The sequence below is a fragment of the Pseudoduganella aquatica genome (assembly GCF_009857595.1).
In the GTDB taxonomy this organism is placed as follows: domain Bacteria; phylum Pseudomonadota; class Gammaproteobacteria; order Burkholderiales; family Burkholderiaceae_D; genus Rugamonas; species Rugamonas aquatica_A.
In genome coordinates, this window is sequence record NZ_WWCU01000031.1 from 1 (window position 1) to 14607 (window position 14607).

At 68.3% G+C, this 14607-nt stretch carries 9 protein-coding genes; 5 read left to right on the plus strand and 4 right to left on the minus strand.

Annotated features, from left to right (window positions below):
• The 5 genes from GTP77_RS22120 to GTP77_RS22140 all read left to right on the plus strand — a co-directional run.
• A partial coding sequence (locus tag GTP77_RS22120) for a beta strand repeat-containing protein (protein ID WP_371869383.1) occupies positions 1-3659 on the plus strand: 3659 nt, incomplete at its 5' end.
• Positions 3660-3811: 152 nt separating this feature from the next.
• Positions 3812-7594 (plus strand): SPM autocatalytic domain-containing protein, encoded by a 3783-nt coding sequence (locus tag GTP77_RS22125; RefSeq protein ID WP_161074320.1) that lies wholly within the window; start codon positions 3812-3814, stop codon positions 7592-7594.
• Between the two features lie 162 nt (positions 7595-7756).
• A complete protein-coding gene (locus GTP77_RS22130) occupies positions 7757-9916 on the plus strand; it encodes a peptidase domain-containing ABC transporter (RefSeq protein ID WP_161074321.1) in 2160 nt (719 codons plus the stop codon).
• Positions 9889-11250, plus strand: a complete 1362-nt coding sequence (locus GTP77_RS22135; protein ID WP_161074322.1) for an HlyD family type I secretion periplasmic adaptor subunit — start codon at positions 9889-9891, stop codon at positions 11248-11250. Before GTP77_RS22130 ends, GTP77_RS22135 begins: the two co-directional genes overlap by 28 nt.
• Before the next feature lie 19 nt (positions 11251-11269).
• Positions 11270-12124, plus strand: a complete 855-nt coding sequence (locus GTP77_RS22140; protein WP_161074323.1) for a hypothetical protein — start codon at positions 11270-11272, stop codon at positions 12122-12124.
• 18 nt (positions 12125-12142) lie between these two features.
• Here GTP77_RS22140 and GTP77_RS22145 read toward each other — a convergent pair whose 3' ends face one another.
• The 4 genes from GTP77_RS22145 to GTP77_RS22160 are packed head-to-tail and all read right to left on the minus strand — an operon-like array spanning position 12143 to position 14606.
• Positions 12143-12883, minus strand: a complete 741-nt coding sequence (locus GTP77_RS22145) for a glycosyltransferase family 2 protein (protein WP_161074324.1) — start codon at positions 12881-12883, stop codon at positions 12143-12145.
• The gene (locus GTP77_RS22150) at positions 12877-13215 is read right to left on the minus strand and encodes a cupin domain-containing protein (RefSeq protein WP_161074325.1); all 339 of its coding nucleotides are present in this window, start codon (positions 13213-13215) and stop codon (positions 12877-12879) included. Before GTP77_RS22150 ends, GTP77_RS22145 begins: the two co-directional genes overlap by 7 nt.
• A gap of 10 nt (positions 13216-13225) precedes the next feature.
• A complete protein-coding gene (locus GTP77_RS22155; RefSeq protein WP_161074326.1) occupies positions 13226-13969 on the minus strand; it encodes a glycosyltransferase family 2 protein in 744 nt (247 codons plus the stop codon).
• Positions 13962-14606: an HAD family hydrolase gene (locus GTP77_RS22160; RefSeq protein WP_161074327.1), complete on the minus strand. Its 645-nt coding sequence runs from the start codon at positions 14604-14606 to the stop codon at positions 13962-13964. The genes GTP77_RS22155 and GTP77_RS22160 overlap by 8 nt, the downstream gene beginning before the upstream one ends.
• Between the last annotated feature and the right edge of the window lies 1 nt (position 14607).

Genomic DNA, 14607 nt, shown 5'->3' on the forward strand with positions numbered 1-14607 from the left:
CCGCCGCCCTGAGCAGCGCGCAAGCCGCCGCCCTGAGCACCGCCAACGTGGCCGCGCTGGAAACGGCTGATCTGGCTGCGCTGAAAACCGCCGCCATCCGCGCCCTGAGCAGCAGCCAGGTTGGCGCACTGACCACCGACCAGGTTGTCGCCCTGAGCACCACGCAAGTGGCTGCCCTGGTCAGCAGCCAGGCTGCCGGCCTGGGTACCGACGCCATCCGCGCTATCGAAACGCGTGACCTGGCAGCGATTGGCACCGGCATCATCTCCACGCTGAGCTCGACGCAGATCACCGCGCTGTCGACCGACCAGGTTGCGTCCTTGAACTCGGCCGCCATCGGGGCGCTGAGCACCCAAGGTATCGCCAACGGCCTGAAGAGCAATCAGGTTGTCGCGCTGGGATCGCACCAGTTCGCCGCGATGAACGCGCTGCAAGTGGCTGCCCTGAGCACCGAAGGCATCGCCGCCATCGAGACCAATGACCTGCGCGGCCTCACGACCGCCGCCATCGCCGGCCTGCGCACCGCGCAAGTCGCCGTGCTGACCACCGACCAGGTGGCCAACCTGTCGGCCACGCAAGTTGCCGCGTTGACTACGGCTGCCGTTGCACAAGGTCTGAAAACCCACCAGGTCGTAGCGCTGACCACCGACGCCGCCGCCGCCCTGAGCAGCGCGCAAGCCGCCGCCCTGAGCACCGCCAACGTGGCCGCGCTGGAAACGGCTGATCTGGCTGCGCTGAAAACCGCCGCCATCCGCGCCCTGAGCAGCAGCCAGGTTGGCGCGCTGACCACCGACCAGGTTGTTGCCCTGAGCACCACGCAAGTGGCCGCGCTGGTGAGCAGCCAGGCTGCCGGCCTGGGCACCGACGCCATCCGCGCCATTGAAACGCGTGATCTGGCGGCGATTGGCACCAGCATCATCTCGACCCTGAGCTCGACGCAGATCACCGCGCTGTCGACCGATCAGGTTGCGTCCTTGAACTCGGCCGCCATCGGCGCGCTGAGCACCACCGGCATCGCCAACGGCCTGAAGACCAACCAGGTCGCCGCGCTGGCGTCGCATCAGTTCGCCGCGATGAATGCGCTGCAGGTGGCGGCGCTGAGCACCGACGGCATTGCCGCCATTGAAACCAACGACCTGCGCGGCCTCACGACCGCCGCCATCGCCGGCCTGCGCACCGCGCAAGTGGCCGCGCTGAGCACCGACCAGGTAGCCAACCTGTCGTCCGTGCAAGTCGCCGCGCTGAGCACGGCAGCGATTGCACAGGGTCTGAAAACCCATCAGATCGCCGCACTGACGGTTGCCGGCGCCGGCGCACTGAGCTCGGTCCAGGCTACCGCGCTGAGCACCGCCAACGTCGCTGCGCTGGAAACGTCCGATCTGGCCGCACTGAGCACCGCAGCAGTTCGTGCGCTGAGCAGCAGCCAGGTAGGCGCGCTGACCACCGACCAGGTTGTCGCCCTGAGCACCACGCAAGTGGCCGCCCTGGTCAGCAGCCAGGCCGCCGGCTTCGGCACCGACGCCATCCGCGCCATTGAAACGCGTGATCTGGCGGTGATCGGCACCAGCATCATCTCGACCCTGAAATCGACCCAGGTTGGCGCGCTGACCACCGACCAGGTTTCGTCCCTGAGCTCGGCGGCTGTCGGCGCCCTGAGCACGTCCAGCATCGCCAATGGCCTGAAGACCGACCAAGTCGTGGCGCTGGGCTCGCACCAGTTCGCCGCGCTGAGCGCGCTGCAAGTGGCTGCGCTGAGCACCGAGGGCATCGCCGCCATCGAAACCAACGACCTGCGCGGCCTGACCACGGCCGCCATCGCCGGCCTGCGGACCGCGCAAGTGGCCGCGCTGACCACCGACCAGGTAGCCAACCTGTCGACCGCGCAAGTTGCCGCGCTGACGACGGCTGCGATCGCCCAAGGCTTGAAAACCAGCCAGATCGCAGCACTGACGGTCGCCGAAGCAGGCGTGCTGAGCTCGGCACAGCTTGCCTCGTTGAGCACCGCCAACGTGGCCGCGCTGGAAACCTCCGACCTCGCCGCGCTGCAGACCACGGCCGTACGCGGCCTCAGCAGCAGCCAGATCGCCGCGCTGACCACGGATCAGGTGGTGGCCCTGACCACGTCGCAAGCTGCAACCCTGGGCAGTCACCAGGTCGCGGCCCTGACCACCGACGGCATCCGCGCCATGCAAACGGCGGATCTGACGGTACTGGCCAGCCTGGGCATCGCCGCGCTGGGTTCGGCGCAGGTTGGCGCGCTCACCACCGACCAGATCGTGTCGCTGAACACCTCCGCCATCTCCGCGCTGAGCACCGCCAATATCTCGGCCGGTCTGCGTACCCACCAGATCGTGGCGCTGGGTACCCACCAGATCGCCGTGCTGAACTCGGTGCAAGTGGCCGCGCTGAACACCGCCAACATCGCGGCGCTGGAAACGTCCGATCTGCGCGCCATCGCCACGGCCGGCATCGCCGGCCTGAAGACCGCGCAAGTGGCGGCCCTGACGACCGACCAGGTCGCCAGCCTGACGACCATGCAAGTGGCGGCGCTGAGCACCGCTGCGCTGGCGCAAGGCTTCGGCACCGACCAGGTGCGCGCGCTGTCGACCACCGAAGTGCAGGCGCTGCGCACCAGCCAGCTGCAAGCGCTGACCACGACCAACATCGCGGCCATGGAGACGTCGGACCTGAACGCGCTGCTGACGTCCCAGGTTGCCGGCCTGCGCACCGCGCAGATCCGCGCACTGACGACCGACCAGATCAAGGCGATGGGCACGACCCAGATCCACGCCCTGACCACGCTGCAGATCCATGCGCTGACCAGCGACCATGTCGGCGCGATGAGCGCAACGCAGATCGCCTCGCTGATCAGCCTGACCCCTGTCGTGCTCGACCTGGACGGCAACGGCATCAAGACCCGCAGCATCACCGAAGGCGTGCAGTTCGACATGCGCGCGGATGGCAGCAAGGTCAACACGGGCTGGGTGGGCGAGGGCGACGGCCTGCTGGCCCTGGACCGCAACAACGACGGCGTCATCAACGACGGCAGCGAACTGTTCGGCTCCTCGACCAAGCTGGCTGACGGCAGCACCGCCGCCAACGGCTACGCTGCCATGGCCGAGCTGGATAGCAACGGCGACGGCGTGATCAGCGGCGCGGACAGCAGCTTCGACAAGCTGCGCGTCTGGGTCGACGGCAATGCCGACGGCGTCAGCCAGGCCGACGAGCTGAAGACGCTGGCGCAGCTGCAGATCACCAAGCTGAACCTGGACGTGGCCAAAGGCAGCGCCATTGAGCACGGCAACATCTCCGGCCTGACCTCGACGTTTGAGACCAGCGACGGCCAGCAGCACCAGGCGGCCGACGTCTGGTTCCTGGCGGCGCCGGCGGCGAACCTGCGCGGCAGCGTCAATGGCTTGGTGCAGGCGATGGCCGGCTACGGCGGCGAGGCGGCTCCGGCCACCGGCGGCGCGCTCAAGCTGGACGACGCCGGCCAGGGCGTGGCGGCCGGTGCGGCCCAGCTGGCCGATGCGCTGAACCAGTTCGACGCCAGCAAGCTGAACGCCACTGCCGCCCAGGCGGCGCCTGCCGACGAGCTGCGCCTCAAAGCGCTGCACGGCGCAGGCAGCAACGGCGGCATCCTGGCAGCGCCGAAGTAAGCAAAACGCAGTACGGAAAGGTGAGTTCTTCCCTTTCCTCAAAATCAAAAGCGGCAAGACGACCAGTCTTGCCGCTTTTTTCTTGGCTTTGCCCTCCGCTCTTACCTCTTAGAATCGGGATAACTTTTTAAACTGACTATTGAGGCGGACCTTTGGCCACTACCACTTTGCAGATCGCGGATCTGACGACGCAGCAAATCACCGCCCTGGCGGTCAGCGTGTTCGCGGCGCTCAACTCCAGCCAGGCTGCATCCCTGAGTGCGCAGCAGGTCGCGGTGCTGTCCTCGGCCCAGGCCGGCGCGCTGACGGCCAGCGCCTTTGGTGCGCTGGCGCCGGAAGACATCGCCGCGCTCAGCGTGGCCGCCTTCGCCGGCGTCAAGCCGGCGCAGCTGGCCGCTTTGGGCGCCGGCCAGGCCGCCGCGCTCACCAGCGCCCAGATGGCCGTGCTGAGCGCGATGCAGCTGGCCAGCCTGCGCGCCGAGGCCGTGGCCGCGCTGGACGCGGTGGACATCGCCGCGCTGCGCACCGCCGCCATCGCCGCCCTGAAAACCAGCCAGGCCGCTGCCCTGAACGGCGGCCAGGTCGCCGCGCTGAGCACGCTGCAGGCGCGCGCGCTCAGTTCCAGCCAGCTCAATGCGCTGTCGGCCGAGGCGCTGGCCGCGCTGGAGACGGCCGACTTCGCCGCGCTGCGCAGCAACGCCATCAGCGGCCTGGGCACGCGCCAGATCGCCGCGCTGGGCCTGGCGCATGTGGCCGCGCTCAGCACCGCGCAGGCCGCCGCCCTCAACAGCCGCCAGCTCAACGCCTTCGGCCTGGACGCGCTTGCCGCGCTCGACACGGCCGACCTGGCCGCGCTCAAGGCGTTCGCCGTGCGCGGCCTGGACGGCGCCCATCTGGCCGCGCTGGGCACGCGCGGCGCGCAGGCGCTCACCACCGCCCAGATCGCCGCCTTGACCACCGTGCAACTGGCCGGCGGCCTGGACGCGGCCCAGCTGGCCGCCTTCACTTCGCGCCAGATCGGCGCGCTGTCGAGCCAGCAGTTCGGCGCGCTGTCGCTGGCCGCCGTGGCCGCCATCGACGCGGCCGACATCGCGGCCCTGTCGACCCGCGTCATCGCCGCCCTGAAGAACGAGCAGCTGGCCGCCTTCAGCACGGCGCAGCTGGCCGCGCTGACCACGGCCCAGGCCGCCGCACTGGGCACGGCGCAGCTGGCCGCGCTGTCCGCCGCCGCCATCGCCGCCCTGGAAACGGCCGACCTGGCCGCGCTGAAAACCACGCTGCTTGCCCGCTTCAGCGCCGCGCAGATCGCCGCCCTCGGCAGCGACGGCGTGCGCGCCCTGACCCTGGCCCAGACCCTGGCGCTCACCCCGGCCCAGCTGGCCGCGTTCAGCGCCGGCCAGGCTGGCGCGCTGCGCAGCCAGCAGGTGGGCGCGCTCACTTCCGCCCAGCTGGGCGCGCTGTCCGAGGCCGCCATCGCCGCCCTCGGCACGGAGGATATCGCCGCCCTCAAGGCCTTTGCCCTGGCGGGCCTGCAGACCGCGCAGCTGGCCGCGCTGAGCGCGCCGCAGCTGGCCGCCCTGACCACCCAGCAGGCCGCCGCGCTGAGCAACGCCCAGGTGCTGAGCCTGACGGCTTCCGCGCTGGCCGGCCTGGAAACGGCGGACCTGGCGGCGCTGCGCAGCAGCGCCATCGCCGGCCTGTCGGCGGCCCAGCTGGCCGCCTTCGACGCCGCCCGCATGCGCGCCCTGGGCACGCAGCAGATCGCCGCGCTGACCACCGCGCAGCTGGCCGGCGCCATCAGCACGGCCCAGATCGCCGCGCTGACCTCGGCCCAGCTGGGCGCGCTCAGCGCCGTCCAGTTCGGCGCGCTGTCCGGCGAAGCGCTGGCGGCGCTGGAAACGTCGGACCTGGCCGGCCTGCGCCTGGCCATCTTCGCCGCCTTGAAGACCAACCAGCTCGCCGCGCTTTCCACGGCCCAGATCGCCAGCCTGACCGGCTCCCAGATCACTGCCCTCAACACCGCTGCGCTGAACGCGCTGAGCGACGGCCAGCTTGCCGCGCTGAGCACGCTGCAAATGGCTTACCTGACCAATGTGCAGGTGGCCTCGCTGTCCACGGCGGCCCTGGCCGCGCTGGGCACGGACGGCTTGGGCGCGCTGCGCGCCAGCGCCGTTGCGGCACTGCGGACGGCGCAGATCGCCGCGCTGGACACGGCCCAGGTGGTGGCGCTGAACACCCAGCAGGCCGGCGCGCTGAGCGCCGCGCAGCTGGCGGCTTTCGGCACCGCCGCCATCCAGGCCCTGCAGACGGCCGACGTGGCCGCGCTGTCGGTCTACGCGGCCGCCGGCCTGGCCAGCAACCAGCTGGCGGCGCTGGGCAGCGCCCAGGTGGCCGCGCTGAGCGCCGGCCATATCGGCCAGATCAATTCGCGCCAGTTGGCGCAAGGCTGGGGCAGCAGCCAGATCGCCGCCCTCAGTTCGCTGCAGGTGGGCGGGCTGACCAATGCGCAGCTGTCGCTGTGGTCCAGCGAGGCCATCGCCGCGATTGAAAGCCGCGACATCGGCGGCCTGAAGGCGTCCGTGCTGGCCGCCTTCAGCAGCGCCCAGATCGCCATGCTGAGCGGCGGCCAGGTCGGCGCCTTCAGCCTGTCCCAGCTGGGCGCGCTGAGCAGCGACACCATCGCTTCTTTGAGTACGGTCCAGGTCGCCGCGCTCACGAGCGCCCACGCCGCCGCGCTGAGCACGGCGCAAGTGGCCGCGCTGTCCGGCGCCGCCTTTGGCGCGCTGGACGCCGAGGACGTGGCCGCGCTGAAAACCGCCGCCGTGGCGCTGCTGAAAACCGCGCAGATCGCCGCGCTGGGCACGGCCCAGGTGGCGGCGCTGACCACCGCCCAGGCCGCGCTGCTGAACGGCGCGCAGCTGGCCGCGCTCGGCACCGGCGCCATCGCCGGGCTGGAAGGGCAGGACGTGGCGGTGCTGGCCACCGCCGCCGTGCGCGCGCTGGGCACGGCGCAGATCCGCGCGCTGAGCACGCTGCAAATCGCCAGCCTGAACAGCGCCCAGATCTGCGCGCTGACGTCCACCCAGGTGCAGGCGCTGAGCGTGGAACAGGTCGCTGCCCTGTCCAGCTTGTACACCCCGCTGGTGCTGGACCTGGACGGCAACGGCGTCAGCACCCTGGGCCTGTCGGCCGGCGTGCGCTTCGACATGCTGGCGGCCGGCGCGCCGGTGGCCACCGGCTGGGCCGGTCCGGCCGACGGCCTGCTGGCCCTGGACCGCAACGGCGACGGCCGCATCGGCGACGGCGGCGAACTGTTCGGTTCCGGCACCACGCTGGCCAGCGGCGCCAAGGCCGGCAACGGCTACCAGGCGCTGGCCGAACTCGACAGCAACGGCGACGGCGCCATCAGCGCGGACGACGCCGCCTTCAGCCGCCTGCGCGTGTGGGTTGATAGCAACAGCGACGGCGTCAGCGCCGCCGCCGAGCTGCACACGCTGGACGAGCTGCACATCACCCGCATCGGCCTGCAGGGCAAGCAGGACGTGTCGCTCAACAACGGCAATATCGTCGGGCTGACGTCGAGCTACCAGAGCGCCGACGGCGCCAGCCACGCGGCGGCCGACGTGTGGTTTGCCGGCAGCGCCGCCAAGCCGGGCGCGGCCGATCTGCGCAGCAGCGTCAGCGGCCTGGTGCAGGCGCTGTCGTCCTACGCCCATGCCGCGCCGCCCGCCGGGGGCGGCAGCCTGGGCCTGGGCAACGGCGGCGCCGGCGGCATCGACCTGGGTGCCTGCGTGGCGCAAATGGCCGACAGCCTGCAGCGCTTCGGCCTGGCCGCGGCGGGCAGCGCGGCGGCGCAGGCCGGCCCGGCCGACGCGCCGCGCTTGCCGTTCTGGCACGGCGCCGCGCAGCAGGGCTGGCTGGCTGCGGCGAAATAAATGGACAGAAACGAACAGAAGCGGAAATAAGCGTAGCGCAGCCTTCCAAGCGCCCCGGAAAAGCGGCAAGATAGCCCATCTTGCCGCTGGTCTGCGGTAGAATCCCCAGACCGGGTGTATCTTGCACGGATGCAACTCGCACTTACTAGCCCAACCGAGACGATGCACGATAAATTTCCCCACACAGCCATCCAGTGCCTGACCGCGATTGCGCAGCACCATGGCCTGCAGATCAATCCCGAACGCCTGATCGACGATTACGCGCTGGGCGCCGAGGAGCCGGGCGACAGCCTGCTGCTGCGCATCGCCGGCGACATCGGCCTGAAGGCCAAGGCCGGCCGCCTGGACTGGAACGGTCTGATGGCGCAGGAGGGCGTGTTCCCGCTGATGGCGCGCCTGCGCGACGGCAATATGGTGATCGCCGTGGGGGCCAAGCAGAACAGCGACGTGGCCGGCGACGGCGGCAGCATGGTGGCGGTGCTCAACCCGGCGGCCGGCGCGGCCGGCGTGGTCATGGTCAGCCAGGCCGACTTCTGCGCGCGCTGGGACGGCGAGGTGGTGTTCCTGAAACGCCAGCACAAGCTGAGCGACCCCAACCAGCCCTTCAGCCTGCGCTGGTTCATTCCCGAAATCCTGAAGCAGAAGGCGGCCTACCGCGACATCTTCATCGCCGCCATCGCCATGCACCTGCTGGCCATGGCTTCGCCCATCTTCTTCCAGCTGGTGATCGACAAGGTGCTCACGCACCAGGCCGTCACCACCTTGTGGGTGCTGGCCGCCGGCATCGTCATCGCGCTGGTGTTCGACGCCACCTTCGGCTACCTGCGCCAGATGCTGACCCTGGCCGCCTCCAACAAGATCGACATGCGGCTCACGCGCCGCACCTTCAGCCACCTGCTGTCGCTGCCCATCGACTATTTCGAGACGCACACCGCCGGCGTGGTCACGCGCCACATGCAGCAGCTGGAAAAGATCCGCAACTTCCTCACCGGACGCTTGTTCTTCACCGGCCTGGACCTGATTTCGCTGCTGATCTTCCTGCCCATCCTGTTCAGCTACTCGGTCAAGCTGGCCATGGTGGTGCTGGCCTTCACGGCCATGATCGCGGTCATCGTCATGGCCATGGTGCCGGCCTACCAGCGCCGCCTGAACGCGCTGTACGCGGCCGAGGGCCACCGCCAGGGCATGCTGGTGGAAACCATCCACGGCATGCGCACGGTCAAGGCGCTGGCCATCGAGCCGGCCCAGCGCCGCACCTGGGACCAGCGTTCGGCCGAAGCCATCACCATGCACTTCCGGGTCGGCCAGATTTCCATCACCGGCAACGCCATCACCGACTTCCTGGGCAAGCTGATGCCGGTGGTGCTGATCGTGCTGGGCGCGCAGGACGTGTTCAACCAGACCCTGTCGGTCGGTGCGCTGATCGCCTTCCAGATGCTGTCGCAGCGCGTCACCGGCCCGCTGATCTCCATGGTCGGCCTGGTCAATGAGTACCAGGAAACCGCGCTGTCGGTGAAAATGCTGGGCGAAGTGATGAACCGCGCGCCGGAAGGCCGCGCCGGCGCCGGCGGCCTGCGCCCCGTGCTGAACGGCGAGATCAAGTTCGACGACGTCACCTTCCGCTATCCGGGCTCGCAGACCGCCGCGCTGGACCGCACCAGCTTCACCATCCAGCCCGGCACCGTGGTGGGCGTGGTGGGCCGTTCCGGCTCCGGCAAGACCACGCTGACCAAGGTGATCCAGGGCCTGTACTCGGTGCAGGAAGGCATCGTGCGCTTCGACGGCGTGGATGCGCGCGAGATCGAGCTGTCCCATCTGCGCCGCCAGATCGGCGTGGTGCTGCAGGAGAACTTCCTGTTCCGCGGCACCGTGCGCGAGAACCTCACCGTCACCAAGCCGGACGCCACCTTCGAGGAAATCGCCGAAGCGGCGGCCGCGGCCGGCGCGGACGAGTTCATCGAACGCCTGCCCATGGGCTACGACACCCTGCTCGAGGAAAGCGCCAGCAATCTGTCGGGCGGCCAGAAGCAGCGCCTGTCGATCGCGCGCTCGCTGCTGGCCAAGCCGCGCATCCTCATCCTGGACGAGGCCGCCTCGGCGCTGGATCCGGAAAGCGAAGCCATCTTCATCCGCAATCTGTCCAAGATCGCGGTGGGCCGCACCGTGGTGATGATTTCGCACCGCCTGTCCACCCTGGTCAACGCCAACTCCATCCTGGTCATGCAGCGGGGCCAGCTGGTCGACGCCGGCACCCACCAGGAACTGCTTACCCGTAGCGACACTTATCAGCATTTATGGAACCAGCAAACAAGCCACCTGTAAGCCCGAAACGCCGCGGCCGGACCGAAATCGAGTTCCTGCCCGACGCCGACGCCATCGAGCGCAATCCGCTGCCGCGCTGGCTGCGCATGACCTTGCACGTGCTGCTGGGCCTGTTCGTCACCTTCATCCTGTGGGCCAGCCTGTCGCAGGTGGAGACGGTGGTGATGGCGCACGGCCGCCTGGTCAATCCGCGTCCCAACATCGTGGTGCAGCCGCTCGAGACGGCGATTATCCAGACCATCGAAGTGCGCGCCGGGCAAGTGGTCAAGAAGGGCCAGCTGCTGGCCACGCTGGACCCGACCTTCACCCAGGCCGACGAGGCCCAGCTGCGCAACCGCCTGCGCAGCCTGGACACCCAGGCCGAGGGCCTGCGCGCCGAACTGTCCGGCAAGCCGGGCGCCGCCGCCGCCGGCGGCCGCGACGCCGACCAGCTGCTGCAGGCGCAGCTGTCGACCGAACGCCAGGCCAACTACGAGGCGCAGAAAATGCGCCTGGAGCAGAATATCGCGCGCCTGAAAGCCGGCATCGAGACCAACCAGCGCGACCAGCAGGTGCTGGCGCAGCGCCTCAAGTCGCTGTCCGAGATTGAAGCCATGCAGGAAAAACTGGTGGCCGAGAACTTCGGCGCCAAGATGCAGCTGCTGGAAGCGCGCGACCGCCGCCTGGAAGTCGAGCGCACCATGGTCATGGGCCGCAACAAGGACGTCGAGATGCAGCGCGAGCTGAACGCGGCCCAGGCCGAGCAGGCCGCCTTCAGCAAGAACTGGCGCCAGCGCATGATGGAAGACCTGCTGACCGCCACCCGCGACCGCGACGGCATCAACGAGCAGCTGACCAAGGCCGACCGCCGCCACAAGCTGGTGCAGCTGACCGCCCCGGCCGACGCCGTGGTGCTGGAGATCGCCAAGCTGTCGCCCGGCTCGGTGCTGCGCGAAGCGGAAACCATGTTCACCCTGGTGCCGCTGGGCGCCGATCTGGAAGCCCAGGTCGAGATCGATTCGCTGGACATCGGCCATATCAAGCCGGGCGATCCGGCCCACATCAAGATCGACGCCTTCCCCTTCCAGCGCCACGGCATGCTGGACGGCAAGCTGCGCACCATCAGCGAGGACTCGTTCAAGCGCGAACAGGTGCTGCCGGGCCAGGGCACGGACGCCTACTACCTGGGCACGCTGAACATGGGCAGCATCAAGCTGCGCAAGCTGGAACCCCAGCAGCGCCTGCTGCCGGGCATGACGCTGACCGCCGAGATCGTCGTCGGCAAGCGCTCGGTGATGTCCTACCTGCTGTGGCCGCTGACCAAGGCGCTGGACGAATCGATACGCGAACCATAATTCTTATACGTAAGAGACCATGGCAATTACGAAAGTACTTGTTTTGCAGGGACCGCTGCGCGCCAGCGGCATCAACCCTGTTACGCAGAACCTCACCAAGGACACCGAAGCGCGCCAGCTGCTCAACGTGCCTTTCGACGCCAGCCATACCATCCATGCGCTGTGCTATGTGTTCCGGGTGCAGGGCTTCAAGGTTATCTACAGCGGTTGGAACGACGACGCCGAGTGGCTCAACGCCAACCGCTCGCTGTTCGACCACCTGGTGCTGTCCGACCAGAGCAATCTGAAAACGCAGGATGTGCGCGAAGGCATGGTGCTGCCGAACAGCAAGCAGAAGCTGTACTACGGCGCCATGCGCGGCCTGCAGGCGGCCTGCGAGCTGTATGGCAAGGAGGCGCTCACGCTGCGCCTGCGCAGCGACGTGTCGGTCAATTTCACCCATGTGCTGGCCGAGTTCCGCAAGCTGCTGAGCTATCCGAAATCGGTGCTGATCGAGTATATGCACATGGATAAGCCGTACAGCATGCCGGACTTTATGAATATCGGCCACAGCGCCAGCCTGCTGGCGGTGTACCAGCATTTGTTCGAACTGTCGGCCGCGGGCCAGAGCTACCATGTGTCCTCGCACGTGGACCACAGCCTGGCCTATATGCGACTGCAGGAGCTGGGCGTGATCTCGGACCTGATCTGCATGGAACGCGCGATGTTCGACGCCGTGGTGTGGCGCGGCGTGCCGCGCTATATGGAATCGGTGTTCCACGAGCACGCCGAGGACATGTTCTTCGGCGGCCGCGTGGAGCGCAACCCGGCCGTGTCGGTGGCCGACATCGTGGCCCGCATCCCGCCGCAATTGTCGGGACGCGACCCGGTGTAAAGCGGGAGCCGGCCGGGCTCAGCCCTCGCGCCAGCGCTCGCGCAGGAAGTAGTCCAGGTCCTCGGGAATGCCGAGGCCGTACATGCCGGCGCGGTCGCTGCCGATGTTGTAAAAGCCCAGGCGGCTGCCCTGGGCCAGCATCTCGTTGTAGGCCGGCGCCACGTAGAATTCGCCGTTCACGCGCTTGTCCTGCGCGATCATGCTGTCGGCGGCCGCCACGAAATCGGCGCCGCGGCGGAAGTTGTAGATGCCCACCGTGGCCTCGTCCGAGACCACCACTTTTTCCACCACCTCGGTAATGCGGCGCTGCGCGTCCAGGCGCACGAAGGACCATTTCGGGTCGTCCGCCGTCATGGTCATGATCAGGCCGTCCAGTTGCTCGCTTTCCATGCGCGCCAGGTAGTCGTCGATGGCGATGTCCACATACTGGTCGCAATTGGCGATCATCAGCGGCGCGTCGTTGTCGATAAAGGCGCGCGCCAGCAGCACGGTGCAGGCCGCGCCCTGCGTCACCTGGTCCACCGGCACGATGGCGCAGCCGGGCGCTATGGCTTCCAGGTGGGCCGCCAGGCCGTAGCGGTCCAGGTGGGCCTGCTGGCAGACGAAGATAAAGCGGTGCGGCTGGCCGGGGCGCAGATTGTGCACCACCAGCTCGGTCATGGTCTGCTTGCCGACCGGGATCAAAGGCTTGGGCACGCTGTAGCCGGCGTTGGCGAAGCGGCTGCCGTGGCCTGCCATGGGCAGGACGATGTTCAGCATGCCGCCTCCGGCTCGCCCAGGTATTTGTCGTCCACCGCGCCCGGCACTTTCACCACCACCGTCACCGTGTCCTCCAGCACCACGAAATCGGTCGATTCCAGCGGCTGGATCAGGATGATGTCGCCGGCCGAGAATTCCCGGCCGTTCATCTGCACGCGGCCGCTCTGGATCACGGTGATTTCCTGCGCAATCTTGTGGTAGTGGCGCTCCTCGCGGGCGCCGGCGGCGTAGGTCTTGATGGCCACTTCGGCGGCGCGGGTGGCCAGCACGGTGGGCGTGAAATCCCCCACGAACCAGCCTTTGACCATATCGGCCTGTTTGAATATTTGCATGGGATGCTCCTTAGGGCCGCAGCGAGTTTTCGTATTCTTCTATCTTCTTCGGCGTGTAGAAGGTGTGGTAGCTGCCGGGCGGCAGCGGCAGCGCTTTCAGGCGCTTGTTTTGCAGTATCAGTTCGTTCATCACCGGCGCGATGTAGAACACGCCGTCCACGCTGGCGTCCTTGGCGATGGAGCGCTGGGCCGCCTGCACGAAGTCGCTGCCGCGCGCGAAGTAGTAGAAGCCGGCGATGGCGTGGCGGCTGATGGGGTGCTTCTCCGCCGTCTCCACGATGTCGTTGCCGTTCTCCAGCCGCACATAGGACCAGCGCGGATGCAGCGAGTCGAAGGTCAGGCAGGCCGCGTCGGCCTGCTGCGCCTCGATGTCGCGCAGCAGCGCGTTCAGGTCGGCGTCGAACAGCTGGTCGCCGTTGGCGATCAGCAGCGGCTCGTCGTTGCCGATCAGGTCGATGGCCAGCAGCGCGCTGCAGGCCGCGCCCTGGGTCGGGCGCATGGTGCGGATGATCTGGCAGCCGTGGCTGTGGCCGTCGCACAGCAGGCGCACCGAGCTGTCCAGGTGGTAGCGCGAGCAGTCCTCGTCGCGCAGGATGAAGATGAAGCGCTTTTCGCGGTCCAGCGTCTGCAGGTTCTCGATCACGTGCTGCACCATGGGCTTGCCGTTGATCTCGGCCAGCGGCTTGGGATAGGGCGACGGATCCTGCTCGAAGAACACCGACTGCGCGCCCATGGGAATCAGGATGTTAAGCATGGCCGGCCTCCAGTTCCGCCAGGGTCTTGCGGATATTGCTGTAATTAACGTCGTGCACGTCGCTGACGCACATCACATGGGCGCCCGAGGCGCGCGCGGCGCGGATGCCGTTGGGGTTGTCCTCCACGATCAGGCACTGCTGCGGCGTCAGGCCGAGGCGGGCGATGGCGCTGTTGTACATGTCCGGCGCGGGCTTGGGCTGGACCGCGTCCTCGTTGGACAGGTAGAACTGCAGCAGCGGCAGCAGCGCGGTGCGCTCCATCATCAGCCCCACCGTGCTGCGCACCGAGTTCGAGCACACCGCCAGGCGGTAGCCTTCGCTTTGCAGGCGGCTCAGCGCGTACTGGTGGTGGAAGGTGGGCTTGCAGCGCGCGTGTATCAGCTCGGTGGTGTAGATCTGCTTCATGTCGTTGATGAAGCCGTGCAGGCCTTCCGGCAGGCCGCGTTCCAGCGACAGCATGCGCAGCTTGGTCTTGGTCGGCAGGCCGTCGTAGGTGACCAGGTGGTCGTGGCGGCTGATCTCCATGCCGAACAGGCCCAGCGCGCGGTTGAGCGCGTCGTAGTGCCAGTCCTTGGCCTCCACCAGCACGCCGTCCATGTCGAAGATGATGGCCTGGATTTTGTTGTTGTTGGTCATG